Consider the following 25,375-nt stretch of genomic DNA (forward strand, 5'->3'; position numbering starts at 1 on the left):
ACCGCCGTTAGGAAGCATTCTGAAATACTGATCTAGCGCTAAACCGTCGTTTGGTTGGTGTAAGTGTCCAATGTCGCTGAGACAGCCGTCAGACCGTTTGCCGTGTCCAGATTGGTTAGTGTAATTTGATAAACACCAGGCGAAAGCGTCAATCCATCAGCAAACGTTGTACTGACGACTCCTGCTGTCAAGACTTGCATGGACGGCCTCTTCACCGTCGCAGTAATGGGGGCCGATCCGTACTGACGCCGGACATCGATCTGGATGCCTCCTGCTGATTGCGCAGCGCTGGCTGTTGTGAACTGTACGCACAGGTCGCCGCCGTAGTCCCCGGAGAGATTGACGTTAAAGGAAACAGAAGCTGAGTTCGCCAGCGCCTGAGGGGCAAGCGCGTTGCCGGAAGCGCCTGCTGTCCTCGTTAGTGTTGTTGTGCTCATACTTAACCTTGTTTAATTTCTTTTGAATATCTGTGAGGCGGCAACCTTTTGCCGAGATCATTGTCTGTTATAATAACAACGAAAAGGAACTCGAATTTTGCAAACATTGAGCAGAGGGATTGAGGAGCAGGTAAATCCTGAAAAGCGTGAGATATCTCGCGTCAGCTGGTCCGTCCTGGCCATCATGAGGTTTTATTTAGCGGTCATGGTCGTGTTCTACCATGTTCCGTTTTTTTGCGCATCAACGGATATCGCGGTAAAAATCAGCAAATTTTTACCAGGGTACGCTGCCGTTCTGGTATTCATGTTGATTTCAGGTTACTCGATCGCTCATTCAGCCGCTACGCAACCCAAAGGCTTTTACCTGAGGAGAATTGAGCGTGTTTTCCCTGTGTACCTTGCGTCGATTGTATTGGCCTGCCTTGGATGGGCGATTTATGGACCGGCGCCAGTTTCAGCGGTTGGCCTCTTTGAAGCGCCTGCTTCAGTATGGACCGTGGTCGCAAACTTTTTCATGCTTCAAGGCACTCTCACTGATCACCTGCAAACAAATCAGGTCACATGGAGTCTCAGTATAGAATGCCTATTTTACTTGTTTGCGCCGCTGTTCACTCGGACATCGACACGAAACCTGCTCATTCTCTGGGCAGTGTCGGCGTTGTTATATCTGATTCCCGCCGCGTTTCATTTGCCTGAACCAAACAGTTCGAAGTATGGGCTTGGAGCGATCATGCTTCTCTGGTCGTGGCTGATCGGGTTTTTGATCTATCGCCACCAATCCGAATCCTGGGTATGGATATTGGCGTTAGTATCCGGCGGCTTTCTAATCTCGCACTATGACCTTGGAGTATGTGTGTATTCAGGATATATGTATACGCTCGCAGTCGTAGTGATCATGATGGTGAAAACGTTGCCAGCTTGGTTAAATAAGATCTCGGGCTACCTGGGAGACCTCAGTTACCCGCTCTACTTGGTCCATTTCCCGACCATGCTTCTGCTTGCTTGCTCTGGCAGAACGGCACCGTCTTGGTTGCTCGTGCTGGGAGCCGTCATTATGACTTTATTGGTGTATCACGTGATCGACAAGCCATACCGCTCAAAGCTGAAGAAGGCGCGTATGGTGTCAGAGTTAAGCTGAATCTGACGCTGTCGATCACGCTCCAGATTATGTAATCGACAGCGTCACCCGCGCGATCCATGTCGTGCCCGCTGCCTTGGTCCCAAGGGATCCCACCGCACGGTTCAGCACAAAGCCGCTGACGCCGTGCTTGACGCACATCTCATTCCACGCATAGTTGCCCTGCGCGCTCCCAAATGTCGCCTGCACGATCAGCGAATTGGTTGTGCCGCCACTTGCGCCGACGGTGATTCCGCCGCTGGCGTCGCTGGTGACGTAGGTCTTGTTAGAGCTCGCCAGAAGGTCCGTCTGTGCGTTCGAGGCGGCGGTGGCGCTGTCCCCTACCCCAATTTGCGTGTTGGCCTGGGTAAATGTGTTGGCGCTCTGACCGACGGCAATGCGAAACAGTTCGTTCAGACCAGTCAGCAAGAACACATTATCCATTGAAACGGTTTCGACCGGCTCCGCCTCGCGGGCTTCCCAGGCGGCGGCGTGGGCGTCATTGTCAAATTTGAAGACTTCAAAACGGCCGCTCCACCGAGCGCTTTCAGCAATGCCGGAGGCGCACGAATTAATTGCCGCAAGGGCGGTGAGGTTTTCCATAGGGGTTCTCCGAGGGAGGACGAGGCCGCGAAAGGCCGGTGACGAGTTGTGAAAATTCAGGCTTTGAAAGCTTACGCTTTGAAGTAGAGAGTGCCGGCGAAACCGGCGGCGGGCGATGTGGATCCCGCCTGCGTGACGTCAATGCTGATGATGTCGCCCTCGGCGCAGGTGGCGGCGTTGTCAGCGACGGCGGACGCGCCCTGAGTCGCGCCGGCGGCGATCGAGAGGCGATTCCCCGAGACCGAGAAGATGGAGACACCATTGCGCTTGACGTCCCAGATTTGCGCGCTTCCGACCGGCGCCACCACGATGCTTGCTTTTAGCTGCGTGATCGTCAGCGCCGACGGAACACGCCAGAGGATCATGCCATTCTGGACAGGCAGAGCGCCGGAGACAAATAGGTCGCGCGTGCGCAGCGCCTGGATCTGGGCCTGGATCTGCGAGGGCAGGATCAGATTATTGCGCCCGGTCGGCGCATTATTGACCGCAACAACCGCGTTCCCGGCGCCGGTTTGCACGGTGGCGATCAGCGCGGCGTTCGCCGGCGCGACTCCGCTCGTGTTCACGACGATCTGCCCGGCGTCCCGACCGTCCACGCCGACGACGCCGGCGGCGGATCCGGCGCTTGGCACGGCGGACGGCATGGGCGGCATCTGGAGAAACACATAGTTCAGCGCCGATGGGGCGCAGGCGGAGACGACATTTGATGACGTCGTCATAACGGAGATCGGCGCGGTAACGGCGACCACGTGACCGATCGCCGCCTCGCCGATTTGCAGGTTTCCCGCGTTGTCCACGGTCAGTCCCGAGATCACGCCCGCGCCCAGCGCCTTGATCAGCACAAGGTCAATCGCGCGCATGGAGCTCCCAAAGAGCGTCTTGTTCGCCCGGTTGTCGAGAGGGATGTCGGGTAAATAGAGACTCATGTCAAAAGGGTCCAGTTCTCGCCGCCGTCCGTGGACTGGAAGCGGGCGTCCCCGTAGTGGACGCTCAGCGGCTGTCGCGGATCGTAGCGGTTCATGATCGCGGCGGGGCGGCCGGCGGCGAGAAGCCCCGTCCCGATGATCTTCTCCGTGGTTCCATCCGCCCAGGTCATCAGGTTCTGCGCGCTGTCCAGGCGCAGAACCTTCACCGTGGCGCTGGCGCCGTCAATGAACGCCCCAAATACGAACGTAACGCCCGAGGAGGTGTCCTGAAGGATCATCGGCAGCGCGCCAGGCGCGGAAAACAGGGCCATTTCATCCCCCAGCGTCAAAAGTCCGTCGTCGCTTTTGGCAAGGACCGCCTGCTTATCGGCGACGCGCTGGTAGGCGGCCAGCGCCGTACTCTGCCCCGATTTGATCCAGATCGAAGGGGCGAAGCCGGTGCGCAGCGCTCCCGTGGTTTTGTCCGTGATCGGCGCGGCGCGCACCGGCGCGTTCTGAAGCCCGTCGTGACCTTCGTGAACGTGGACCGTCAGGTTCGATGTGCCTTGCTCCGAAAAAATCCGGTAAATCCGTCCGTGGCTATGGTCCTGGGCGAGGTCCTGTTCGCCGCCGCCGACGGGCGCGGAGTTCGCCAGCACATAGTAGAAGAACTCGTTACCGTTCGCCGCCTCAATCATCAGAAGCGTCTGCACAGGGTCCTCGGTCTCCTGGACGACGTAGGGAACGGGCTGGAATACCGGAGCGCCCGCCGCGATGTTTCCGGTGTTCCAGGAGTAGGGATGCCGCACGCCGGGAAGAGCGAAGTAGCCATCATCATCGGTCGTGACGGTTCGCTCGATCGCCGGCGGACTGCCAAGCCCGAGACCGACGGACTTTCCAGAGAGCGCGCTCCTTGTATTGGCGTCGAGCACGACGCCTTCGACCAGTGTCCCGAACTCAAATAGGACCGGGACATGCGCGGAGACCGTCACATCAAAGCCCGCGACGAACTCAAATGTCTGCGTCGAAACGCGTGCGTTGATGATAAAACCCGTCTCAGCGACATCGACTTCCGTTACTGGCGTCGGCGTCCCCATGCTGGCGAGCGGAATCTTGCTCGCCGAAGGGCTCAGCGTCGTCACGTTCCAGATGCCCGCGCCCTGATCGAGCGTGTCGATCCAGCGCGCGGCGAGGTCGGCGAATGTCGGAATGGCGGCGGATAGACCGTTGTCGCCGCTGGCGGGGATGGAGGCGATGGGCCGTCCATTCGCGAGCACGCGCAGGACGTTTTGAACAGCAGGCTTTTCGTACGCCGTCATGGACGCCGAGCCGCCCGGCTCCATCATGCCCCCGTCCGCGCGCTGCGCGGTTCGCTTGCCGTCGGTGCGGTCATGGAGCGTGATCTCGCGCAGTGTGTAGGTAACGCCCGGCGTGATTTGATCGATGATCAGCGTGCGCGCTTCCGCCTTGATCCAGTCCGCGTCTGGCCCCGCCGAATAGGAGCGGATGCGGTGCTCACCGATCTGGTCGAACGTTGCGTAAAACGGGTCGCGCGTGATCGCGGGGATCGTACCGCGAAGTTTCTGGTGGTCGACATAGTTGTGGAACGGATATTGATCCCCGCGCACCAGGTCGAGATCGAGCGTATTCTCTCCGGCGCCCAGTGTGATCGTCCAGCTGTAGGCGATGCCGGGCGAATACAGCGTGCCGGAGTCGTTTTGCAGAGTCAGGCGGATTGTCGTCGCCGTGGACGCCGCGATGCGTACCTTCATCCAGCGAAAACAGCGAAAAGCCCGCCGGCGCGCGACGTCCCCGAAGAGGTCTCGCTGTACGGAGTAGGTATAGCCATTCGCGACTGCTGACTTCGGGTACGAGAACTGCATCGCGCCGGCGATGGTCTGGATTTGCCAGGCGGCGGCCTTGGCGGGGTTGTTGATCCCGGAAACCGCCTGCCCTTTCCAAAGCGTTGTCCCGTTGTCAATCGAAAACGACGGAGCGCGCGAGATATCGAGCATCGCGTCTGTGCGCATCACGATGTGCCCCTGGAGGTCACGGCTCATGGAATGCGTATAATCGTTATTGTTGTAGGCATAGTCCAGGTTGTGATCGTGCAGCCACCCCATTCCCGGCAGACCGTTCTTGCCGGCAATGATCGTGTGCTCCGCGCAAAAGACCGCGAGCTTCTGGTATCCGCCATAGTACGTCAGGTTTCCGCCGCCGCCGTCGTCCGTGATGCCGGATGGATCGAGAAACGACGGGATATGCGCTTTTCCTGTGGCGTCCGTATATACAGGCAGATTGGGCAATGCGGGATGGAGCGCGTCCGGAAAGGTGACGCGGTTGTAGCGGTTATTATCCGTACCGTTATACAGCGCCATGCCGAGCGTCGCCGGCATGCCTTCAATGGGCTCCCCCAGAAAATCCCTGGCCATAACCGCGAGATCGAGATTTGTGACCCCGTACGAATACAGCACGCCGTACGGCGAGAAGGCGACGGTCTGGACGCCGCCCTGCTCCAGGTCGCCGCCAATGACGTATCCGGCGCCTCCGCCCTGCGCGTAGTTATTCTTGCCGTTCTGATAGGTCTGAGGCACGATGATCGGCGGGTCATTATTTCCAATGATCGGCAGCGGGGCGCCCGAGAAGGAGCCGGAGCTCCCATCCGCCGACGAGGTAATCGAAACGCCGGCAAAGCTGTAGGACTGCGCGTAGGCGGATCGAAAATTGATCATCCTGCCTTCGGGGCCAAAGGAGACTACCTTCGCGCTTCCCTCACACGAGAGCTGTGTGCAATAGAAGAGAGGAGCCGGCATGTCCCAGACCGCAGGCATCGGGTAGGTGACGCCGTTAATGCTGAGGTCTCCGTAGCCGAGCCGGCGATGCCGCTGCTGCACCAGGCCAAAGGAATCGATTCCGTAAGCCGTGTCGAAGACGTCCTGTCCCTGCCAGGAGAGCCGCACGGCGCCGGAAGGCGTGATCTCCCCCCCGCCGACGGTGCGGCCGAAATAATCGATAAAGCACTGGTTTGTATAGGGAAAGTATCTGAGAATGAAGAAGGTGTAGGGCGGGTTAACGCTGAGAATAACGAAATCGAGCTCCGCCTTCTTCGCATTGGAGCCGATCGCGGCGGCGGACCACTGGAACTCCACTTCCCACGTCACGATATCATTGAGTGGAATAATCGCCATCTTTTAATATCCATCCCAGTGCGTTACTATCCGTCCCCGTGCGATATGATCGATCTCCGTGCGATATGATTCGTCCAAGTCCTTCTCACAAAACACCCTCGCCCCAGCCAAACCCCACCACGCCCCAGTGAAACGCCTTCCCGAGATCGCCGGTCGAGAGAATGATATTGAGCGATGTCGTCTGCCGGCGCTGGGATCCGTCCGTCCCGCCGTGCATGATCGTGTGTGCCCCGGTCACCGGGTTCATATCCGCCGTGGTTGCGCGCGCGACGACGCGGCGCGCCTCCGGATGCTGCGGCCCCTGACGGTGAATGTTGCGGTTCAGACGGTTGGCTGTCGCTGGGTCAATGTAGATCATAATCGATGCCTGTCAATATCGATATCTTTCACTATGGATACCTGTCTATATAGATCAAAACTCTCTCCTACAAAAGCTCGGCAGAGTAGGATGTCCGGCGCCAGCGGTCATTGGTCCACTCCGCGCCGCCGATCTCCGTGATCAGGGCGAGGCCGAAGCCCTCAATGTTCACCGGTCCATCAATTGGAATAGACATCTGATAGTCGGGTAGATCGAAGGAGACCGGGCGGATCGGCTGCGAGAGGCGCGCGGCCAGCACGCCGAGCGTGCGCTGCGCGGAATCGACCGATGCGATCGCCGCCGTCGCGTAAATAAAGACGCGGCGCTCCCCGACATAATTGAACGCCGTCCGGTTACTGATCGAATCCGTGTCCACGTAGTGCGCCGCGACGATCTCTCCGGTTTTCCCGTCTCGTCCCAGCACCCAGAAGTCGTTCGCGAGCGGCTCCGTGGCGTCGGACTGCTTGACGCTGTTTGCAAGCGCTACCATGATAGCGGGGTTTGGTCCGCGCGCGGCCGCGATCGGCATCTGCGTGAGCGTGTCGATCGGCGTCTGCTGGTAGATCGTCGGGATAGAGATCGTTCCGGCGAGCGCCGCGCGGGTGAAGTAGTCGCGGCTGCAGTAATAAAACCGTCCGCCGATATCGTCGAACACATATCCGCTGAAGGTATCGCAGATGTGCTGGATAAACTCGTCGCGGCTCTGGCCGTTCGCTGGGCGCCACAGCGGCTCTTCGCCGAAGTCCGCCTCGTCGAGCGTCACGCCATCCTCTTCGACGATAATATCCGCCGGGTCAACGCCGGCGTCGTAGAGGATGCGGTAAACCGCGCTCGCGTGCGTCATCGCGTCGAAGCGCTGCGAGTCGGAGAGAAGCGAGTAGCGCAGCATCTTGCGCCGGCCGCTGCACGGTACGGTGATCTTGCTGTCCCGGCCGTCGATAAACTCCACTGGGTCCGAGTATCCCGAGAAGATCTCGGCCATGGCCGCGTCCACGCCATCCTGCTGAAGGTAGACCCTCACCTTTCGGTTCCACAGGTCCTTGACGCTCGTCCAGCGGTCGTTCGGGTTGTCGAGCGTAAAACTGAAGGACTTTTGCCCGCGATCGCGTGAGAGCGTGAGATTCGCCGACTGCGGAGAGCCGATATTATTCGTCGTGTAGACGCGATTACCAAGTCCGCGGTCAAATCGGATATCGACGCCGAAGAGCTGCGGCGTCACTGTAGACTTGGGCGCCGTCATCGTCACGGTCCAGGCGATCTGCTCGGGACGGTTCATGGGAGTCGGCGCATAGGCGTTCCCGGCGCCGTCCTTGAGTGAGAGCACGGCTGCGCAGCCGTCCTGCATCTCCGCCTGGACGCGCGCCTCGATCGGTCCGGCGACTGGCGCGTACGGCGTCGCGGTCGGAACAATGCCCACCGTGCCGGAATTTGCGATATTGCGCAAGGTATTGATCGTCAGCAACGCGCGCACGGCGGGATTAGGCGTCAGCGTGACCTGCGCCGATTCCGTCGTGACATAATAGACGTCCTCGCCGGGTGTTCGCGCCCCCTTCAGCGCGTCGCTCGTGTCGGGACGCGTACCAGAGGAGACCTCAAAATAGGATCCCTGGTTTGTGACAAAGAGGATCCGCCCGCGCCGCCATGGGATGATCGCGATCTGAAGCAGCTTGCCGATCAGGTCCTGACCGCCAGAGGCGAGCGGAACATCCTCAGCCAGGAATTGCTGTAGCGCCCCTGGCCGAAGGTCCTCGACATCCGCCGTGCCGTCGGCGTGGATATGGAGATTGAACCATTGCCCGAACTGGCAGACCAGGTAGTCATCAAGCGGCTGCCCGGAAACGCCGTAAACAAAGGTTTCGAGGAACAGGGCCTGGTTCGGATCGAACTGAGGCGAGACCAGCGTGCCGGAGGCGTTTCCCTTACTCGACATGAAGAGCGCGTTGTTATCACCGCGTTTGATCTGCTCCCAGGCGGTATTGTCGAGTGTGAAGTCGGTTAGTTTCGTCTTGCCGGCCGCCGCCGGCCAGGTCGCCTCAAAATTGATAGGCTTCAAGATGGCGCCTTGCCCGCTCGGCAGGATCCAGGCATTCTTCGTCACCATTTTGACCGGAGAGGACATACCATGGACGACGCTGAAGCCCTCCTCGGTCACGAAACTGCCGGCGATATCGAGCTGGATGAGGAGGGCCATAAGAAACGCGCTCCTGGAGGCGGCGATAATGAATTAGTAATGAATTGGTGTGCGCCAAATTTAATGCTGTGCGCCCAGGCGACCGCCGGTCGTGCTGCCGCCGAACATCGTGGCGAGAACCGCCAGCACTTCGTCAGCCGTCTCCTGCTTGAGCGTTTGTCGAACCTTGCCGTCAAGGGAAATGTTAATGATGGTTGGTCGCTTCGCCGCCTGGAGGAGCGCAGCCTTCATGGGATCCGCCGTCTTCGCCCCCGGGCCGCCGAGGGAACGGAAGAAGCGCCGGCCAATACCTGTGCGCTTCAGGACCTCGTCGTCGGAAATTCCGCCGCCGCCGATGATCGTCGCGATCGTTCGATCCATCAAATCGCGTTTGTCGGCGATCTTGGCGATTCGCGCTTTTTGTTGGAACTCTTCCGCCTCGTCCAGCAGCTTGTATTTCGCTCGATCGTCGGTGGCGAGCTTGGCGTTCGCCAGCAGCAGGTCATGCGCCTTCATGAGGTGCGCGATCTCGGTCGCCTTCGCGGCGTTCATTTGCTGCTGGGTGGCGTGCTGGTCCTTCAGGAGCGCGAGCTCGCGCTCATCGTGCTTGATGTTGTATTGGAGGTCCGCCGGCAGTTCGTATTTGTTCGCGGCCTCGCCGGCGGCTTCCTTGGCGCGAGTGGCGGCATCGGCTTTCGACATGTCGCCAGCAGTCTTCGCCTCAGCGGCTGCCTTGGCTTTCATCGCGGCGCGCTGCGGCGCGCCGCCCAGACGCATGAACATGTCATGCGTCTGGGCCATCTCACGCAGAAGCTTCGGATCATTAGGATGATCGCGCAACTTCTTGCGCAGGTCGGCCATACGGTTGATCTGGGCGGATAGATCCGTGACGCCGTCCCCGCGCAGCTTTGCGTCGTTCTCGGCCATCTGCTCGCCGAGGATTTTGTATGCGCCGACGGCCGCCATGATCGCAGGAGTTGCGAGTATCGCCCCGCCGATGAGACCGGGAACGAGGGCGCCGGTTCCTTTGAGCCCGAAGCCGCCCATTTTCGCGATTCGGCCGGTCGCCCCCTCCGCCGCGCCCATGAAGCCGATCTTTCCAGGCATAGAGGCAAGCAGGTTCTTGAGAGCCTGCCATCTCGTAATGGTGCTGCCGAGTTCGCCTTTTTCTTTATCCAGAGTGCCGAGCTTATCGATCTCTGCTTTGTTCTCGTCCTTCGCGGCGATTTCTGCAAGTTTTTTGGCTCCGGCAAGACCTTTGAATCCTTTGCCGGAGGAATCGGCGGCAATCTTCGCGAGGTTGGCGGATGTCCTGAAATCACGAAGAGAGCTCGCGATTTTGAGCGCGGTCCCCACCGCGATCAGTCCGGCGGCCATACCGAGGAATTTGTCTCCAGCGCCAGGAACGTTTTTTATTGCGTCAGACACATTATTGATGGAATCCGCAACCTTGTTGAGAATTGCGATCGTTGTGGTTAGCTTCGCCGCTCCTAGATTCGCCTGAAGACCGGTGATCGAGTCTTCGATCATGGAGGAGCTGCCGGATAATGTCGTCCGTGATAGTTTCTCGTCGAGACCGGTATCCCCGCGCTTGGCCATAATCGAACGGATCGCCGCAAACGCCTGCTCCGGGGTAATTTTGCCTTGAACGGTTTGTCCTGGCTTATACGGTAACCCGGCCGCCTCAAAGACTGCCGCTGTACTGATGCCAAGGCGAGGGAAGCCTTGCTGTCCGAGCGCGGATCCCGTTCGCCCAGTCTGGAGACGCTCCCACAGATTCGCCACTTCCTGAAGAGGCTTCCCGGTTGCCGCCGCAAGGTCGGCGATGTCCTTCAGATTATCCTTGACACTCATCTGATGAAGAACGAGCGACTGGGCGGCCTGACTGATTTCGAGGTATGTCGCCTTGGAAGCCAGACCGTACTTCTGGGCGAAGTCGAGATCAAACGCAGCCTTTTGGGCGCCTTCGACCGCCGCCATTGCCTTCTTGATCTCATCGAGCTGGCCTGCAACTTTGATGGACTTCACGCCAAACGCGAGAGCGGCTGACCCTGCGCCCAGGAAAACATTCCCCATGGCATTCAGGCGAGCGGTCTTGCCGGCGAATTCGTCTTGATTATTTGCAATTTTCCGCAGGACCGGGCTGAAATCGTCCTGAAGAATTGCGCGCGTCAGCATCGTCTCGAATGACATATGGAATACACTTTCACAGGAGAACTGAACGCAATCCTTTGAGTCCTGGCGCCTGGGAATTAATCAATCGGAAACAACAAGAGCCTCGGCAGTTGCCGAGGCTCGTTTTCTTGTATTGGTGTCAGTATCGCGCTATTCTGGGAGAAGCTTCAAAAATTCGTCATTTTAGGAGAGCCTACGAACTTTGGCTGCCGTTATTCTGCTTCTTCGCCCAGTTTAGACATCACATCGCGTACCGCAACCGCGTAAGTCGAGCCTACTGGGATCTCTAGGTTTTGGCAATACACCGCCGCCAATACATCTGTACAGTTCCACAGACGACCAAGCAGCCAACGAATAGGCTTGTCTTCTCCGCCCACTTCCACAACACTGGATTCCTCAGTCAAGTCGCACCATTCACAGAACGCGTCACGCAGATGTGATGGGGCATGTCCCTTTCTCAAGCGATTAGGTGACCCTGCGGGCCGCCCGCGCTCCAACGACCCACCTCGCCGTTCAAGATAGGCTTGTAAGTCTGTCTCTTCGACTGCCCATGCTCGCTCATTGATCTTGTGAAGGTTTACTCCTGCATTCTCCAAAGCCCTTTTTATACTTGAGCGCGAAACTCCGGCCTTTGTCGCCGCATCCGGCATTCCTATAAGTACCATGGATTCATTATAGCATAATATATTGCAACGTGTGCATCTTTATACTTGACAAATAATGCGACATGTGTTACAATATATTAAGTTCAAAGAAAAACGCCGACCGTCTCTCCTGGAAAAAGTAACGATCGGCGCAGTGCGAAAGGATGACTCTCACAATGTATTTTGACACAACAGGCGCACAAAAAGTTGCAGCCGCCGCCCCAAAGAATTTCGCCGAGCTATCCTGGATCCGCGAGCAGGACCGCCAGAGCGCGCGTATCGCCGCCGCCGACGGCGCCGCAATCTCCGCGACCTTTTATTCCGTTCAAGACATCATCAGCCGCGCGTCCTTCGTTCGCAACGAGTGGGGAACGCTCACGGACTTCTCCGGTAAGTTTCTCCAAAGCGCCATGGATGTTACGATCGATGGATCGCGCTTCACCGTCTATTGCAAGAAAGGTGACGACGGACTGGAATGGTCCGCGCGCTGCCCGAGCCGTCGCCATCATCTCGCCGCCGCCGTCATCGACGCGGTTCAGCGCCGGCTTGAGATGAGCCGCGCCCAGAAGGCGGTGAACTAATGGTCCTGCAAAATGATCCTCAAAACCAGCCGACTTTCCGTACGATTTCGCGACGCGAGAAGCAGGACATTGCATCTGCTGTCGCACTCAAGATTAAAAGTCTCGTGAAGGGAGACCGCTCGGACGTCAGAAACTGGGTGAGGGCGGCTCACATCGTCGCCTTGATGGTGAAGACGGTTTCTTTCTGGTGTGCGGCGCAGCCAGAGATCGCGCATTTGGTCGATAAGACACGCGGGATATGCTGGAAAATCCCGGAGATCAACGCATCCGAACACAACACGAATAAGCTCCGAGCGACCCTCATTATCTACGACGCGAGGCTGTCCGCCAAGGAGCAGATCCGGGTGCTGGCGCATGAAATGACGCACGCGATCCTCTGGAATACGGAATGGAGCTTTGAGCGCGATTTCGATCATCACGACGACTACGAAGGTTTTAATGGATCTCGTTATGATACCGTCGATCACCGGATCGCGCGCATGGTCGAGCACATCGTGGACAACCCCAAATTCTGGACCGAGCAGCAGGATTAACCATGTCCGAACAGGCCGACGAAACCTTCATCATGGTCCCGGATTCCGTCCTTGCGCGAACGGACTTGCAGCCGAACGAGAAACTCTTGTTCGGCCTTGTCTCCTCGCTCGCTTCCGGGCACGGTTACTGCTGGGCGTCGAACGCCTATCTCGCGAAGCGAATCGGCGTCAGTGACCGCCATGTCAAGAGACTGCTGTCCGAAATCGAGAAACGCCAAATGATCCGAAGCATTGTTCACAAGGACCGTCGCAATCAACGGCATATCTATATTACGTACTGCACGGTGCAGGTCCCTAGTGATCCACAGGTCCCTAGTGATCCACAGGTCCCTAGTGATCCACAGGTCCTTAGTGATCCACAGGTCCTTAGTGATCCACAGGTCCTTAGTGATCCACAGGTCCTCTCCTCGGGATCTACAGATCCCGACCCTAGGGACACGTGGGTCCTGTCATCGGGACACGTACGTCACCACGCTAGGGACGGAGGTGTCCCCATAATAGATAATCTAAAAGAAAACAAAAAAGAAAGAGAAAAAAGAATTGAAGAAATAGCGCCGGAATCGCGCGCTAACGCGCAAGATACTCTCTCTCCAGATTCTTCGTTTTTTGATCCTCTTTCTCCGGAGAAAAAAACAGACGAAGAAAAAGGCCGCCTCGGCGACATCGTTTGCGAAGTCGTTGTGTCTCACGAATCGAGAACTCTTTCGCGTCGCACGAAGAAACAGGATTGGTCCGGAATGGATGATAAAGGCCGTCAGCCTTACCGCGAGGCGGCGCGGATCGAACTCATTGGGCTTGGGATCGACTGCCCACCGGCGTTGGCAATTGAAAGCCGGGCGTTTAACCTTTGGACACTTCACCAGAAAGCAGGGTAACTCGATGATGCACATACCAATATTCCGACTTGCTGAAGAATTGGGACTTGACAGATCTAGTCTACTCAAATTCATCAAGAAATCTGGGTTCCAAATCATTACCTTACCGCGCACGCTGGGATCGCGCGGGCAAGCAGTTTCCGCTCTTACGAACGAAGATGCGGCACTGGTGCGAAAGTTACGTGGTTGTGGAGTGGAGCACCAAAAGGAAATGGCCCCGTCAGATCTACAAGGATATTTCTACGCAATCCAAATCATCCCTGAATTTGTTTCTATAAGAGTCAGACTTGGCTTCACAAGTGATGTATCGGCTCAATTGGTGGCTGTCCGTGTTTCGGCCCCAACGGCAATGCTCCTTAAGTTATGGCGTTGTCGTCCAGCATGGCAGGCGGCAGTCATTGATTCGATAACTCGTAGCGGATCAAAAATGATCCTCGGCGAAATCTACGAGTTCGATAGTGTAGAAGAAATGCTCTTGAGAGCAGACGCCTTTTTCACTCTCATGCCTGTCGATCCTACTCCTTAGCACGCCGTGGTGCGGCCGGCAAGGACCGTCCATCATAGAAGGACCGCTCTCCCGAATGGAGAGCGGTCCTTCTGCTGCGCCATCGGCGACGATCAATTCTCCGACACCCCATCATACACCGCGCCAGCGGCCGCGAATAATCCCGCAGTGACACCTATCGATACAGCGCTAAAGGCGCTGTATCCGCCTACGCTCGCCGAACCTTCTCCCATTGCGCCAAAACTGCCCGTAGACCCGCTCACCGGAGCGGAAGAGCGATTGTTCTCCGCAATCCCGCGTTTGATTTCTTTATCGACAGCATCGTGGAACGATTTCGTCGTTTTCAGGACGACGACGCGCATGATATCGCGCTTGCGCTCCCGGACGGTGCCGACCATGAACTTCGCGTGTTGAGAATCGTTCCAAATTGATACCGTCCACCGGTTTCCCGACTGCTGAACCCGCGTCCGCCACGAGTTCGCGAAATCGCCGCCACCAATATTGATCAGGTAGTCAGGAAATCCTGCGCTGCCAGCCGGCAGACGAGTGGCGTACGGATTGCCTTTATCTCTCAAGTCCTTTTTCGTAAGGCTGCCATGCGAGAGATTTTCCGCCACTCTTTTCATTTCGGTTGCATGCAGTTTTGCAGCCGTTCGGAAACGAGCTTCGATATTACCGGCCAGGATACGTTTTCGAGCGGCAAGAGCCCCCGCATTGGTCACGAATGCCATTTACTTCATCCTGGCGCTATTGATCAAATACATCATCCCAAGTCTGTGACTTACTCTCAATCAAAATTTCTTCCATTGCGAGGTTACGATACATTTCCGTTAGCGGGATACCTGGATTCATTCGATTGTATGCCTCTGGAGTCGTGTGGAGCGTCTTCAGGCAGAAAGCGCGCCACCTTACTCCAAAGGGTCGCCGCCCTCTTCCCCTTCGTTGATCTCAGCCTTGGCAGCGCCGATACCGTCAGGAACTTCCTCATCTCCAGGCTTTAGCGGATCAGAAATAAGGCGTGAGCAAACCCAGGCCCGGACATGGAGGGCGCCCAGAAATGCGAATCCTTCCGCCGCGAACTGAAGCCATTCAAGCGCTGTCAATTTTGGTTCCGTGACGCACGCAGACACCCAGCACGCCGCTTTGATATCGCCGTGGTCCGGCTTGTAGACTTGCCCGGTAACCGGGTGCGTCACGGGAATTGGCAACCTCTTCAAGTGCTCTATTTCCGCATTCACGGCCTCAAGCTCGTCTTTCTTAGTAACGCCACGGATATGAGCGCTACCTCCAAGCTCCTCCACGAGAAAATCCTCCTCAAGTGGCTCAGGGCTTTTGTAGGCCAATAACTGCTCTTTAGTCAGATACATTGTTCGTAACCGTCCTTGATAGGGATTTTATAGCCGTGGGCTTTAGTCGAGCGAGACGATCGCGAGCGTGCTGCCGCTCGCCGCGTAGAACGGCGCGCCTTCGACCGTGAGGGTCAGCGTGTTTTTGGTCTGATCTTTTCCGAGCGCGATATCGAGGTCCTCGCAGCGGCAAAGGAGCTGCCAGGATTCACCGGTCGTCGACGATGTGAATTGGAATGTCGCGTAAGCGCCCTGAACAAAGATCGCCGTGAATTGGTTCGCGTCATAGTCCGAAAAACCGACCAGCGTCACCGATCCTGTTCCCCACCGAAGCGGGCGTGACGATTCCACCGTATCTGCGCTCGACGTGGTATCGCCATACATACGCTTGGGAGGCTTGATCGTACACGTTTCCGCGAGTGCGATGAAGGCGATTGTTGTCCCCGCTGTGCCGCCTGAGAAGCCGGTGCAGGACATAACCGTCACATCCCGCATCTGATGGCGCTTTTGATGCGCTAGTACTGGTCCAGGCATGGCTTAGTTTTCCTTTCCCGCAGCGGGCTTGGCGGATTGATCTGGACTGGTGGATAGATTCGGACTGGTGGACTGCGCGGAGTTGTTGGTCGGTACCGCAGTGCTGTTGATCTGCACAGGAGTGCTGAGCGGCGCTCCGCCGGTCAGAGGGGAGTTCGGATCGATTTCCACCGTCGCAGCCGGCGCGCTCGATTTGACGAACTCCCCGTTTGCGTACTGGGCTCCGCAAAATGCGCATCCGTAGCTTGAGGGAATTAAGCTCGGGACATCGGGCAGCCGGTGCGGCGTTCCGCACACGCAGTCTTTCATCATGGGTCTATGCTCCGGAGCCTGGGCTCCACAAGAAAGCGACCTTGCTGGAATTTCCAGCAAGGTCGCGAGGGTCTACAACAATATTCAAAAAAAACCGAAAGCCGGTCCTTAGGTTTCACGGGGAGTAATCACGTCCAGTATTCGAACCACTTGACCACGACACCGAGCGATGCGGCGGCCAGACTCTCCTGCTGGTCGGTGCCGTTTAGCATCTTCTGCATCTCGCTCTTATCGCCGAGCGCCATACTGATCTCCTCGACGCCTTCAATATAGGGCGAGCCCATCACCGTCACACTTTGGAGCCGGTAATCCGATCGCACTCGCTGCGCGATCGCCTGGAGGCGCGCCAGGATCGTATCCGCCGCGTTTCCGGTCCCGGCTTCCAGTGCGCGAATATGATGAACAGTGATCGGAACGCTGATGAGCTCCCCTGTTCCCTGCTGCTCGCTCACCGCGTCGCCGTACTCCAGGACCGTCAGCGGCAGACTTGCCCCTTCGAACTCCACCTGCTGGACGGAGGTGATCTGAGGAAGCGCCGTCACGGTCTCGCCGGCGATCGTCAGCACATCGACGATAATGGCCGCGAACAAATTGATCGCGCCGGAGACGTTGAAAGCGATGGCCATATGGAATCCAATCCGAAGCACGCTCAGAAGCTGACGCCGGCGGGAACCTGCGCGAGATGGCGCGCGATACCGCGCTGATCTCCCGTGGACGGAAAAACTTCGCTGGGCCCATTCATCGCCCAGGCCGTGCCGTCGGCGCGCACGATCACATCCTTGAGCGCTAGGGGAATGCTCGTGAAGACTCGCACTTCGCGCGTGTCCATGGAGCCGCCCGCCATCAGTTTCTCGGTATCGGTGAACGGCTCCAGATAGGCGATAACCTTGCCGGCGTCCGTAAAGCCTGTGTCCTTCAGCTTCTTGGTGACCGAGTCCGTGCGCTGGGCCTGCGTCTGCGGCGTCCAGTGGTGAACCGTCTCGCAGGGAGACAACGGGTTATTGTTGGCATCGACGGCGAGTAGCGCTCGGCAAGCGACCAGGTGATAAGTGATCAGGGTATCCGCGATCAGATCGGCATCGACCCGATGCACTTTATTCGTCCCGCCATGCCAGATCAATGTTTGTAGCGGCTGGGGATCGATCTGCACGCCATTGATCAGGAAATCGAGGGAAGGGACTTCGTAGATTGCAGGATCGATGATCGGTCCGCCGCCGTCCCGGCTGGAGAAGTGCTGCGCCACGGACGTCAGCGCGATCGGTTTGCGCTTCGCGTGCGTCTTGACAGCGCCGACCGTCGCCATAGATCCGTATGCGACGATATGGTGCAGTTTTTGCCGGGCAATATTTGCGCCTAATCTGTTGACGACGGGCGGGTTTAGCATCAGTCTCTCCGCTAGCTAGACACTAATGCGTCGGTAGCCGCCACCATGAAGCGTCTCTTTGAAGATCCGTCTCCATTCTTCGATTAGAGTGCCGATGGGCTTGAAATTACCGCTTGCGAATTTGATGTCTTCCGCCACGGCCACACCGTTCGTAATGGAGAATTCGAGTTCCGGCGCCGATAGCAGCGCCGCCTTACACAGGATCGCATTGCGTACGTTCGCGCGCAGCGCCGTCGTGAAGCCCCATTTGCCCGTCACAACGATCGATTGCATGATCGACGACCCGGGCCGCGAGTAAAAACGCAGGTACGTGATCGGCTTACCCTTCGCGAGCGCGTTCTGCGGATACGCGTAGAAATCTCGCCCCAGAACAAACGGCGTTCCCGCGACGGTCAGCGAGGTTAGCTCCACGAGACCGGCGCCAAGGTCCAGATCGCGCGAGGTCCTGGGCGGATCAAAGGAGCGCGAGCCGACCGTGGTGTCGTCCGCGAGGAACGGCGCGAAACCGGTCCCGTCCTCCCACTCCGTGATGGCCGAGAAGATCTTCGTTTCCACATCCAGATCATCGGGAATACGCTGCCCTGCGCCCAGCAGGAACTTGCGGAAGTCGGAGGCGTCGGGGTACCCGGTGTCCATTATTTCGTCTCCTCTATGGCTTTTCGCCGCTTTTACTTTGTTTCCTGAGGCCCGCGCACCATCTTGTCGACGGGCGGCGCCTTCACGGACTTGCCGGCCGGCGCAGGCAGTTCCTCCGCCGCGCCGCGTCCGACCAGAAGCTGCCCGACGCCGGCGCCGACTTCCACCACATCGCCCCGGTTCTTCCCGTCCCATTTTTCGTTCAGTTTGATGATCATGGCTGATGTCCTTCGATTGAGGGCTCATAGCCCTCAATCAGTTCTTGCAGATAAAGCGCGGCGACTTCGTCGGAGACGGCGCCAGGGTGGCCGGTATGGCGGAACCGCTCGTCGCGCAGAATATGGTAAAGTTCTCGGTGGCCGAGGCCGCCGCGCTCGGCAAGACGCCGGAGCGTCTGCCCATGGTTTACCATCGCCTGGCGCTGGTGCGGCTCGGCGAGCTTGTAGGGAAACCACTGCGGCCAATCCGGATGCTCGCGAACGTCCCTTTCCGAAAGTAGGAACGGCATCAATGCATCGTGAGCGTTCTGATCAATCTTCACGATCTGAAGCGGGATCGTTTCCCACCGATACTTTTGAAGTGCCCGTGCGTGATTGTGAGGGATTTTCATTGCCACGCGCCCGCCGGCTTCCCTGTCTTCAGCCAGTCACTGACATACTGAGTCTTCAAACCAAGTTCCTCACTCGGCCAGGTTGCCATGAGCTGGAGGTGACCGATCGGGACACGGTTCGCCAGGTACAGCGAGTTGCCCGCCTCGGCCCACTGGAGCCAGAAGGCGACGTCGCTGTCCACGCGCCCGTCGCCCCAGCGGCCGGCGTCGTCGGGCCGGGCATGGAACCAGGGACGCGGCAGGCGGCGCAGCGCGTCCACGCGGATCATCGTCAGGCCAAAATGGCCGGTTCGGATCTTCAGAACGTCCGTCTCGAAACGTGAATAATCGATCTCGGTTGCGCTCTTGCCGTCGTCGCCTTCCACGGTAAAGAGCGAATGATCGTTCTCGCGCCGGATCTGGACCGGGCAAAGCGCGTCAATGTCGGGCCGCGCTTCCATGACGCCATACAGCGTCCGCACATCCTCAGCGGTGAAAAGCGAATCATAATCGATCGCCAGGAGATACTTCGTCCCGTCGTCCATATGGCTTTCGAAGACGCGTGTCATCCCCTGGTCCCAGAATACGCCGCCGCTCTGCTCGAAGCTGATCGGATGGGCGCAGACGGCGCGGATAATGCAGAACTGCGTGTCCGTGAAGCCAAGGCGCGGTACGGTAGCCACGGCCGCGACGTCGCCGGGCTTGATGACGATGGAGGCAAAGCGCAAATCCGGACCTGATGATGCTTTCACGCTGTCCTGTGGAACTGTCTTAACATCAGCGACATGATCTAGAATTGAGCAATGGACCACACAAAGATTGCCTTCATTCTCCCAATACACTTTGACGCAATTGGGGTGCTTTTCGTAGATCTCCAAGACATCGCCAAAGCCGTTTCCACAGTCGCCGGAATTGTCCCAAACTTGATCGCCCACAGCAAACCCGTGTGGGTTCTCTATTCGTCCAGGAGCAGGATTATTGATCGATGAATAATCCGCCGGAAGAGGTTTCATCCCCACCAGGTTCAGCGAAACGGGAAGCGAGGCGCAGTCCGCGACTTCGGAATCCCATGTGTAGATGTTGACCAGTCCCAGATGCTCCATTGCCGCGCGCAGGCTCTGCTCATCAAAAATGGCGCCGTGGTGATCATTATCATCCACATGCCCGCCCATCAGATACCCTTCCAGCGGAAGCGCGGCGGCGGCGGAATTGGTGAGGGATTCGAGGTAGCGCCTTGCGATCCATTCGAAGTTCGGGACGGCGACACAGAGAAGCCCGCCCGGCTTCAAGACGCGAACCCAGTCGGCCAGGACCGCCATCGTCTCGCGATGGCTGAAATGCTCCAACACGTGTGAGGCGCGCACGCCGCAGACGCTTTCATCATCGAAAGCCAGTGGGTAGACTTCGCCGCGCCAGAGAATGGTGTCTTCGTCCACGTGAAGGACATCCTTTTCGTATTTGCGGTCGATATTGATGTGGCCGCGAAGTGGAAGATCCCCAGAGCCTAGATTCAAAAGGAGGTTTTGAGGATTCATTTGTGCGGCGCCTCCCACGACGGATTGGTGCATGGGCAGACGTGGTTATGATTTTCAACCCAGAAGTGATGCACTTCGCAGGCAAGTTCGGCGCTGCCACGCGTCGCGCAGGTGCAACGCTCTCCGCTCTCGTTTTGAAGTTTCCACCCCTCACCGCTTGCCGTCTTATAACGCCGGTCGAAAATGACTTCGTCTCCGATACCTGAAGTTTGGCCGTATAGAAGTGCGTGAGTGAAATAGGAGATCTGTTTCGCATCCTGGACAGGCAGGTGGACGTTCTCCGCCTCAAGGTTGATTTTTACGTCTCCAATCGACTTACGAATACCGAAGCATTCGTTGGCGCAGTCATAAAATTCGAGCCGCGCTTCGTCTATGTCGATAGATCGTGTGTAGAACTTTGCTGCCCCAAACTCATAATCCACTGCATAGCGATTCAGCGGGCGTTCGTCTTCAGCAAGCGCCTGGTTGTCGTCCCCACATGCGATGGCGTTTTCTACAACACGCCCCGGAACTTCGCCTGGGCACGCAGATTCACGAATTGAAGCGTCGCGAAGAATTTCATTAATCCGCTGCTGTGCGGGACAATAGTCAAAACGCAGATTGTTTAGTTCTTCGTTGGCCGCCATCGATTCCTCGAGGAGTCTCTTCGCTTCCACTTCCAGGAAAATCTTGCGCGCGGCTCTCTTGCCCGACTCAGCGAGCAGAGAATTGATCTCCGCGACTTCTTGCTCTGTTAATGCCATCTGCTGACGCCCTCCCGAGACGCCCCCGATACAATTTCACCCTGCGAGCGTCGGGAGCGCTCGCAGGGCTATGGTTTGGCCGAAGCCTATTTTTTGGCTTTCGCCTATCTGTCATAACTTGTCGGCAACTCAGCTTTATAAAGAAGGACTTTAAAGTCATCTCCTAATTGCTTAGCGCGCAGGGCAACTATTTTTTTGTGAATGGTCTTTTCGTCGTCACCATCAGCCACGGCTTCTAGAAATAGGAGATCGCTCTCCATTTTTTCGACTGTTGGACCGCCCTCAGCGGTGTGGTCATACCATCCGCATGCACATCCTGCCCACTTCATCACTTCTAAGGCTCGCTTTGCGACTGCCTGAGTTGTGATGTTTTCTTGAACGGGACCATCGCTGTTAAAATCTTTTGGCTCTTTAGAGGCCGTTGTAGTTTGATCGTCCATAATTGCTCCCTCCCGAGGAACCTGGAAAATGAATGCGCTTTTAAGCGCAGGCTAAGACTGTATTGGTCTTAGCCTGCATTTGATTTCAGCAGACCAGTTAGCCAGTAACAACGACAGCAACGTTCTGCGACGCCGCGCCGACGGGCGTCTGCTCCGCGCGGCCGAGCTGCGCGATCGCGCTGACGATCTGCGTGGTCTGCGGAACGTCCACGACCTGGATATAGCGCTTGCGACTCCGAAGGTCCACGTTGAACGAGGCAAACGGGGCGGTGCTAGCCACGGTCTTCTCATTCGGGATGGCGAAGCCGCCCGCGCCGCCGCCGACAAACTGGGGAATGTCGGTGAACGATGTGGCGTTGGTCACATCCGCTTCCTGGAGCTTGAGGACCGTCGGCGAGTTGGTGGCGTTATTGGCCGGCGACGTGATTAGATCCAGCGTCATCGCGTCGAAACCGGCGGTATCGATGATCCCCGACGCGGTCGCGCCGTTGGTGAAGGACGCCGGCGCGATTGCGACGACCTTCTTAAAGTTGTGAGTACCGATCATATTCATTCTCTCCCGGCGCCAGCAGGCGCGCCGTAGATAATCCGCCCCGCCGCCCACGCGCACCGCCGTGGGCGGTGCGCGTGGGCGGATGGAGCGGAGGATTTTGGTCAAAGGCGAGGTCTGTTTAGGACGAGGACGGGGCCGATGATTACGCGTTCGGCGTGATCATCGCGACGAGCGGGCCGACCTTGCGGTTGGCCGCGACGGCGTCCGCGTTGCCGATGTCATGCACGATGATATCGACGCGCTCAGTGCCCTTGATGGCAAGCTGGTCGTTCGCGAAGCGGTACTCGCTCGACGTGGCGATCGTGGTCTCGCGGCGATCGCCAAACAGCGCGGCCAGGCTCAGGTCTCCGAAGAAGACCGGGATCTGGTTCTGCGCCGAGGACTGGGGCATCGCCTGGCTGATGCGCACGGGATAGCCCATGAACGTCAGCTCCTTGCGGCCCATCGCCACTTCCATCGCGGTGACGCCGCCGGCGGCGAGCATCAGTGCTTCCATGACGTCCGAGTAGAACGCCTGGGAGCAGTACCAGGCCGCGTCCTTCTGGAGCGCGTACTGCGGGCAGAGACCCTTCAGCTTGCCAAAGTCCTTCAGCGTGATGCTGTCCCAGTTATTCGCGTAGCCGGCGCCGCTCGCCACATAGAGGCCGGCGATATTGGCGACGGTTGCGCTGAGACCCAGGAACTTATTCGTGACGCCCGTGATGCCGCCGTAAGCGCTCGTGGCGTCGCCGACGAAGCCCGCGAAGTCCTCGGTCAGCGCGAACGCGTACGCGATCTCGCCGGCCAGGTCGTTCGTAATGTCGATGATCGCGTCTTCGTTCAGCTCGCTCGAATAGAGCGCAAGGCACGCGAGCTTCTTCGCGATCAAGGTCACCATGTCCCAGCCTTTTTGGCTCTCGGTGATTCCTTGCCCGTCGGTGACCCAGTACGCCTTCAGGCCGCCGGTGCGGCGCGGAACCATCTTGGTGTCGCTGCGCATGGTCGACTTCTTCGCATACTTGCGGAAGACGCCGTAGATTTCGCGGAGGACGATCAAATCGTTGTCGAACTCAGCCGGCACCAGGAAGCCGCCGGCGGCGTTATCGGTCTCGCTCTGGGAGCGAAGCTCGATCCCGTTCTTCGCGCACCACGCCTGGGACTTGGCGTTGTTGCCAAGGGTCGCCAGCAGGAAGTGGCCCATGCGATACGCCTTGGTCTGCGCCTTCTCCAGATCGTTCGTGATCTTGAGGAAGTTCTCAGGGCGGGAGAGTTTAAACTCCACGGGGACGATGCCGGTCTTTTCCGCGAAGGTCGGCGCGCTGTTGCCAAGTTCCGGGCGCTGGCCCAGAGTCGCGATCTCGGCTTCCCGCTCGGCGTTCGCCTTGCGGATATCTTCAATGCTCTTCAAGCGGACGATCTCGGCGTCCAGCGCCTTGATCTCGTCGTTGGCTTTTTCGATAGCGTCCAGGTCCTCGGTGGTCTGCTCAGCCTTCGCGAACAGGTCTTTGACCTGCTTGACCAGCAGCTCGCGCGCCGCCATCTTCTCTTGCAGTGTTTTCATGGATTGTGTCTCGCGGCGCCGTGAGCGCCGCCGGGAAATGCGAAGACAGGCACATGAAAAAGCAGCCCAAAACAAAAGGAGCCCAGGCGCGCTATCCGCGCCGGGCTCCTTCGGTCAAAGGCTGCTATTTTGTGCTGTCTATCGGGAAATGTGAGTGCTGCGGACCATATCAAGAATGGTTCGCTGGTTTTGTGAATTTTTCTGCCGAGACTTTACTCGCCGAGGACTCCCGCCAGCTCCTGGATCAGGAAATCACGCCGAGCCTTGAGAACGGACGCGGCCGGAGCAAGCTTTTCACTTACTTCAAGTGACTTTTCAGTCGCCTCTTCCGCGTTGTTCTTTGTCTCCTCCAGCAGATCGTCGATCGCCTTGACGCAGTCCGCCAGCGCGTCGCGGTGCGAGGTGAGCTTCTGCCGGTTGGTTTCCGACAGCGCCCGCCCTTCCTTGACGCGGATGAGATGGATCGCCTTCGCGCGATCGGAGCAGCTCTTCACGGCAGCACGCACCGTTCCCAGCTGTTTTTGAAACGATTCCCCGGCATGCAGGGAATCGGACAATTGTTTGACGTCGGGGCCGCCCGCCATCGCTTCGAGTTCGACCTCGACTTCTTCGGCGTCCTGCGCGCCTTCGACGCCGGACATAATGGCTTCGATCACACGGAGCAGTACGTCCGTGAACTCACCTGCGGCGCCTTCAATGGCGACCAGCGCATCGGCGAGCGGAGGGCGCACGCGGACATAGTCTCCGGCGACATCGTCCCAGGACCAGTTGCCGCGCAGCTGCGCGGCGACGATGTAGTACATCGTGTAGCACAGATCGTAGGCGGCGCTCAGCGTCATATCGATCTCGATATCGCCCAGGTACTCGCCCTTCAGCGTCACCTTGCCGTCTTTGGCGATCGCCACCAGTTCGCGCGCTCCGCCCGGCGCCGGCGCCGATTTCGGGACGAGCACGGTTCCGTCAGGCAGCGTGATCGGCGCGCCGGCGTCGGAGAGCTCCTTGAGCAAGGCCGGCAAGGCGGCAAGGGTGATCTGTCCGGATTTTTGATTGTCTGATTTCACGTCGACCGCCTCCGCCCAGCGGTTCATGCCGACCGGGACAATGCTATATTCATAAAGCTCGGGGATATTGATGATGCCCCGGCACGTCGTCTTCCAGGACTTGATCCCATCCGCATCAAAAAGGGACAGGTCGTATCCATTCGCCTCAGCCCAGGTCAGCAGCGCCTGTCCGGAGGCAAACCATTTGTAATCGCCGGCGTACATGCCAAAGCCGACGGACTCGCCGATCCAAAGTCCCTGCGCCAGGCGCTCCATGCAGATCGTGCGGGCGTCCTGCGCCTTCTGCGTGGTGTGGAAGACCGCGCGGCTGACGAGCTTGTTGCCGTCCTCCTTCGCGGAAATCGGCATCGCGACGATCTCCGTCCACTCCCATTTGTGGTCGGTAGGGACGAATCCACGCTTCAGGAAGCTTTCCAGCGCCCCGCTCTTCGTGAACGCGCCCGGGAAGATCACATCCGCGCCTTCATCCATCACGCCCATGACCGAAGGCACGGAATCGATATAGTTGTCTTCGATGGACGTGTTGGCAGCCTTCAGATTGAAGAATTTGTCAACGCGCGTGAGATTATTCACGACTGTGATGTCACTCATGGGAAGGCTTTCGTCGGGGG

28 protein-coding genes are annotated in these 25,375 nt (G+C 58.2%); 5 read left to right on the top strand and 23 right to left on the bottom strand.

Features of this window, described 5'->3' with window-relative positions; genetic code table 11:
* Positions 1–38: 38 nt before the first annotated feature.
* The gene (locus D5261_RS27515; RefSeq protein WP_125206365.1) at positions 39–437 is read right to left on the bottom strand and encodes a hypothetical protein; all 399 of its coding nucleotides are present in this window, start codon (positions 435–437) and stop codon (positions 39–41) included.
* 97 nt (positions 438–534) lie between these two features.
* Between D5261_RS27515 and D5261_RS27520 the strand changes: the two genes are divergently transcribed.
* A complete protein-coding gene (locus tag D5261_RS27520) occupies positions 535–1,575 on the top strand; it encodes an acyltransferase family protein (RefSeq protein WP_119324857.1) in 1,041 nt (346 codons plus the stop codon).
* A 27-nt stretch (positions 1,576–1,602) separates the two neighbouring features.
* On the opposite strand, the gene D5261_RS27525 is transcribed toward D5261_RS27520, so the two are convergent.
* The 7 genes from D5261_RS27525 to D5261_RS27555 form a co-directional block, all read right to left on the bottom strand.
* Entirely contained in the window at positions 1,603–2,157 is a 555-nt protein-coding gene (locus tag D5261_RS27525) for a hypothetical protein (protein WP_119324856.1), read from the bottom strand.
* 71 nt (positions 2,158–2,228) lie between these two features.
* Positions 2,229–3,083, bottom strand: coding sequence for a hypothetical protein (locus tag D5261_RS27530; RefSeq protein ID WP_119324855.1), 855 nt, complete (start codon positions 3,081–3,083; stop codon positions 2,229–2,231).
* Positions 3,080–6,250, bottom strand: a complete 3,171-nt coding sequence (locus D5261_RS27535; RefSeq protein ID WP_119324854.1) for a hypothetical protein — start codon at positions 6,248–6,250, stop codon at positions 3,080–3,082. Before D5261_RS27535 ends, D5261_RS27530 begins: the two co-directional genes overlap by 4 nt.
* 85 nt (positions 6,251–6,335) lie before the next feature.
* Positions 6,336–6,608 carry a hypothetical protein gene (locus tag D5261_RS27540; RefSeq protein ID WP_119324853.1) on the bottom strand — a complete coding sequence of 91 codons (273 nt, stop codon included), beginning with the start codon at positions 6,606–6,608 and terminating at the stop codon, positions 6,336–6,338.
* A gap of 67 nt (positions 6,609–6,675) precedes the next feature.
* Positions 6,676–8,799, bottom strand: a complete 2,124-nt coding sequence (locus D5261_RS27545) for a hypothetical protein (protein ID WP_119324852.1) — start codon at positions 8,797–8,799, stop codon at positions 6,676–6,678.
* Positions 8,800–8,859: 60 nt separating this feature from the next.
* Positions 8,860–10,971 (bottom strand): tape measure protein, encoded by a 2,112-nt coding sequence (locus D5261_RS27550; protein ID WP_119324851.1) that lies wholly within the window; start codon positions 10,969–10,971, stop codon positions 8,860–8,862.
* A gap of 194 nt (positions 10,972–11,165) precedes the next feature.
* Positions 11,166–11,357 (bottom strand): hypothetical protein, encoded by a 192-nt coding sequence (locus tag D5261_RS27555; RefSeq protein ID WP_125206364.1) that lies wholly within the window; start codon positions 11,355–11,357, stop codon positions 11,166–11,168.
* Between the two features lie 416 nt (positions 11,358–11,773).
* Between D5261_RS27555 and D5261_RS27560 the strand changes: the two genes are divergently transcribed.
* From D5261_RS27560 to D5261_RS27575, 4 genes are all read left to right on the top strand, one after another.
* Positions 11,774–12,178, top strand: a complete 405-nt coding sequence (locus tag D5261_RS27560) for a hypothetical protein (RefSeq protein ID WP_125206363.1) — start codon at positions 11,774–11,776, stop codon at positions 12,176–12,178.
* 137 nt (positions 12,179–12,315) lie between these two features.
* Complete coding sequence (locus D5261_RS27565) at positions 12,316–12,711, top strand: hypothetical protein (RefSeq protein ID WP_125206362.1); 396 nt, start codon at positions 12,316–12,318, stop codon at positions 12,709–12,711.
* A gap of 2 nt (positions 12,712–12,713) precedes the next feature.
* The gene (locus D5261_RS27570) at positions 12,714–13,586 is read left to right on the top strand and encodes a helix-turn-helix domain-containing protein (protein ID WP_119324848.1); all 873 of its coding nucleotides are present in this window, start codon (positions 12,714–12,716) and stop codon (positions 13,584–13,586) included.
* Positions 13,587–13,590: 4 nt separating this feature from the next.
* Positions 13,591–14,112, top strand: a complete 522-nt coding sequence (locus D5261_RS27575; protein WP_125206361.1) for a hypothetical protein — start codon at positions 13,591–13,593, stop codon at positions 14,110–14,112.
* A gap of 92 nt (positions 14,113–14,204) precedes the next feature.
* Here D5261_RS27575 and D5261_RS27580 read toward each other — a convergent pair whose 3' ends face one another.
* The 15 genes from D5261_RS27580 to D5261_RS27650 all read right to left on the bottom strand — a co-directional run bounded on the left by D5261_RS27580 (position 14,205) and on the right by D5261_RS27650 (position 25,355).
* Positions 14,205–14,822: a hypothetical protein gene (locus tag D5261_RS27580; protein WP_125206360.1), complete on the bottom strand. Its 618-nt coding sequence runs from the start codon at positions 14,820–14,822 to the stop codon at positions 14,205–14,207.
* Between the two features lie 177 nt (positions 14,823–14,999).
* Entirely contained in the window at positions 15,000–15,458 is a 459-nt protein-coding gene (locus D5261_RS27585; protein ID WP_119324845.1) for a hypothetical protein, read from the bottom strand.
* Positions 15,459–15,500: 42 nt separating this feature from the next.
* A complete protein-coding gene (locus D5261_RS27590) occupies positions 15,501–15,971 on the bottom strand; it encodes a hypothetical protein (protein WP_119324844.1) in 471 nt (156 codons plus the stop codon).
* 3 nt (positions 15,972–15,974) lie between these two features.
* The gene (locus tag D5261_RS27595) at positions 15,975–16,283 is read right to left on the bottom strand and encodes a hypothetical protein (protein ID WP_119324843.1); all 309 of its coding nucleotides are present in this window, start codon (positions 16,281–16,283) and stop codon (positions 15,975–15,977) included.
* 128 nt (positions 16,284–16,411) lie between these two features.
* Positions 16,412–16,909 carry a hypothetical protein gene (locus D5261_RS27600; RefSeq protein ID WP_119324842.1) on the bottom strand — a complete coding sequence of 166 codons (498 nt, stop codon included), beginning with the start codon at positions 16,907–16,909 and terminating at the stop codon, positions 16,412–16,414.
* 23 nt (positions 16,910–16,932) lie between these two features.
* On the bottom strand, positions 16,933–17,667 hold the full coding sequence (locus D5261_RS27605; protein WP_125206359.1) for a hypothetical protein: 735 nt from the start codon (positions 17,665–17,667) through the stop codon (positions 16,933–16,935).
* 15 nt (positions 17,668–17,682) lie between these two features.
* The gene (locus tag D5261_RS27610; protein ID WP_119324840.1) at positions 17,683–18,303 is read right to left on the bottom strand and encodes a hypothetical protein; all 621 of its coding nucleotides are present in this window, start codon (positions 18,301–18,303) and stop codon (positions 17,683–17,685) included.
* 32 nt (positions 18,304–18,335) lie between these two features.
* On the bottom strand, positions 18,336–18,521 hold the full coding sequence (locus D5261_RS27615; protein ID WP_119324839.1) for a hypothetical protein: 186 nt from the start codon (positions 18,519–18,521) through the stop codon (positions 18,336–18,338).
* The gene (locus D5261_RS27620) at positions 18,518–18,913 is read right to left on the bottom strand and encodes a hypothetical protein (protein WP_119324838.1); all 396 of its coding nucleotides are present in this window, start codon (positions 18,911–18,913) and stop codon (positions 18,518–18,520) included. The genes D5261_RS27615 and D5261_RS27620 overlap by 4 nt, the downstream gene beginning before the upstream one ends.
* Entirely contained in the window at positions 18,910–20,427 is a 1,518-nt protein-coding gene (locus D5261_RS27625) for a class I SAM-dependent methyltransferase (protein WP_165864642.1), read from the bottom strand. Before D5261_RS27625 ends, D5261_RS27620 begins: the two co-directional genes overlap by 4 nt.
* Positions 20,424–21,170 (bottom strand): hypothetical protein, encoded by a 747-nt coding sequence (locus tag D5261_RS27630; protein ID WP_119324836.1) that lies wholly within the window; start codon positions 21,168–21,170, stop codon positions 20,424–20,426. Before D5261_RS27630 ends, D5261_RS27625 begins: the two co-directional genes overlap by 4 nt.
* Before the next feature lie 104 nt (positions 21,171–21,274).
* Complete coding sequence (locus D5261_RS27635; RefSeq protein WP_119324835.1) at positions 21,275–21,610, bottom strand: hypothetical protein; 336 nt, start codon at positions 21,608–21,610, stop codon at positions 21,275–21,277.
* 97 nt (positions 21,611–21,707) lie between these two features.
* Positions 21,708–22,157 (bottom strand): hypothetical protein, encoded by a 450-nt coding sequence (locus D5261_RS27640; RefSeq protein WP_119324834.1) that lies wholly within the window; start codon positions 22,155–22,157, stop codon positions 21,708–21,710.
* A 148-nt stretch (positions 22,158–22,305) separates the two neighbouring features.
* Complete coding sequence (locus D5261_RS27645; RefSeq protein WP_119324833.1) at positions 22,306–23,703, bottom strand: phage major capsid protein; 1,398 nt, start codon at positions 23,701–23,703, stop codon at positions 22,306–22,308.
* Positions 23,704–23,915: 212 nt separating this feature from the next.
* Positions 23,916–25,355, bottom strand: coding sequence for a hypothetical protein (locus tag D5261_RS27650; RefSeq protein ID WP_119324832.1), 1,440 nt, complete (start codon positions 25,353–25,355; stop codon positions 23,916–23,918).
* Positions 25,356–25,375: the final 20 nt, after the last annotated feature.

The organism is Capsulimonas corticalis, from assembly GCF_003574315.2.
In the GTDB taxonomy this organism is placed as follows: Bacteria; Armatimonadota; Armatimonadia; order Armatimonadales; family Capsulimonadaceae; genus Capsulimonas; species Capsulimonas corticalis.

Excerpts from the sequence above, each read along its gene's own strand:
- D5261_RS27515 (WP_125206365.1), bottom strand. The coding sequence starts at position 437 with ATGAGCACAACAACACTAACGAGGACAGCAGGCGCTTCCGGCAACGCG.
- D5261_RS27525 (WP_119324856.1), bottom strand. The coding sequence starts at position 2,157 with ATGGAAAACCTCACCGCCCTTGCGGCAATTAATTCGTGCGCCTCCGGC.
- D5261_RS27530 (WP_119324855.1), bottom strand. The coding sequence starts at position 3,083 with ATGAGTCTCTATTTACCCGACATCCCTCTCGACAACCGGGCGAACAAG.
- D5261_RS27535 (WP_119324854.1), bottom strand. The coding sequence starts at position 6,250 with ATGGCGATTATTCCACTCAATGATATCGTGACGTGGGAAGTGGAGTTC.
- D5261_RS27540 (WP_119324853.1), bottom strand. The coding sequence starts at position 6,608 with ATGATCTACATTGACCCAGCGACAGCCAACCGTCTGAACCGCAACATT.
- D5261_RS27545 (WP_119324852.1), bottom strand. The coding sequence starts at position 8,799 with ATGGCCCTCCTCATCCAGCTCGATATCGCCGGCAGTTTCGTGACCGAG.
- D5261_RS27550 (WP_119324851.1), bottom strand. The coding sequence starts at position 10,971 with ATGTCATTCGAGACGATGCTGACGCGCGCAATTCTTCAGGACGATTTC.
- D5261_RS27560 (WP_125206363.1), top strand. The coding sequence starts at position 11,774 with ATGTATTTTGACACAACAGGCGCACAAAAAGTTGCAGCCGCCGCCCCA.
- D5261_RS27570 (WP_119324848.1), top strand. The coding sequence starts at position 12,714 with ATGTCCGAACAGGCCGACGAAACCTTCATCATGGTCCCGGATTCCGTC.
- D5261_RS27575 (WP_125206361.1), top strand. The coding sequence starts at position 13,591 with ATGATGCACATACCAATATTCCGACTTGCTGAAGAATTGGGACTTGAC.
- D5261_RS27580 (WP_125206360.1), bottom strand. The coding sequence starts at position 14,822 with ATGGCATTCGTGACCAATGCGGGGGCTCTTGCCGCTCGAAAACGTATC.
- D5261_RS27585 (WP_119324845.1), bottom strand. The coding sequence starts at position 15,458 with ATGTATCTGACTAAAGAGCAGTTATTGGCCTACAAAAGCCCTGAGCCA.
- D5261_RS27590 (WP_119324844.1), bottom strand. The coding sequence starts at position 15,971 with ATGCCTGGACCAGTACTAGCGCATCAAAAGCGCCATCAGATGCGGGAT.
- D5261_RS27595 (WP_119324843.1), bottom strand. The coding sequence starts at position 16,283 with ATGATGAAAGACTGCGTGTGCGGAACGCCGCACCGGCTGCCCGATGTC.
- D5261_RS27600 (WP_119324842.1), bottom strand. The coding sequence starts at position 16,909 with ATGGCCATCGCTTTCAACGTCTCCGGCGCGATCAATTTGTTCGCGGCC.
- D5261_RS27605 (WP_125206359.1), bottom strand. The coding sequence starts at position 17,667 with ATGCTAAACCCGCCCGTCGTCAACAGATTAGGCGCAAATATTGCCCGG.
- D5261_RS27610 (WP_119324840.1), bottom strand. The coding sequence starts at position 18,303 with ATGGACACCGGGTACCCCGACGCCTCCGACTTCCGCAAGTTCCTGCTG.
- D5261_RS27615 (WP_119324839.1), bottom strand. The coding sequence starts at position 18,521 with ATGATCATCAAACTGAACGAAAAATGGGACGGGAAGAACCGGGGCGAT.
- D5261_RS27620 (WP_119324838.1), bottom strand. The coding sequence starts at position 18,913 with ATGAAAATCCCTCACAATCACGCACGGGCACTTCAAAAGTATCGGTGG.
- D5261_RS27625 (WP_165864642.1), bottom strand. The coding sequence starts at position 20,427 with ATGAATCCTCAAAACCTCCTTTTGAATCTAGGCTCTGGGGATCTTCCA.
- D5261_RS27630 (WP_119324836.1), bottom strand. The coding sequence starts at position 21,170 with ATGGCATTAACAGAGCAAGAAGTCGCGGAGATCAATTCTCTGCTCGCT.
- D5261_RS27635 (WP_119324835.1), bottom strand. The coding sequence starts at position 21,610 with ATGGACGATCAAACTACAACGGCCTCTAAAGAGCCAAAAGATTTTAAC.
- D5261_RS27640 (WP_119324834.1), bottom strand. The coding sequence starts at position 22,157 with ATGATCGGTACTCACAACTTTAAGAAGGTCGTCGCAATCGCGCCGGCG.
- D5261_RS27645 (WP_119324833.1), bottom strand. The coding sequence starts at position 23,703 with ATGAAAACACTGCAAGAGAAGATGGCGGCGCGCGAGCTGCTGGTCAAG.
- D5261_RS27650 (WP_119324832.1), bottom strand. The coding sequence starts at position 25,355 with ATGAGTGACATCACAGTCGTGAATAATCTCACGCGCGTTGACAAATTC.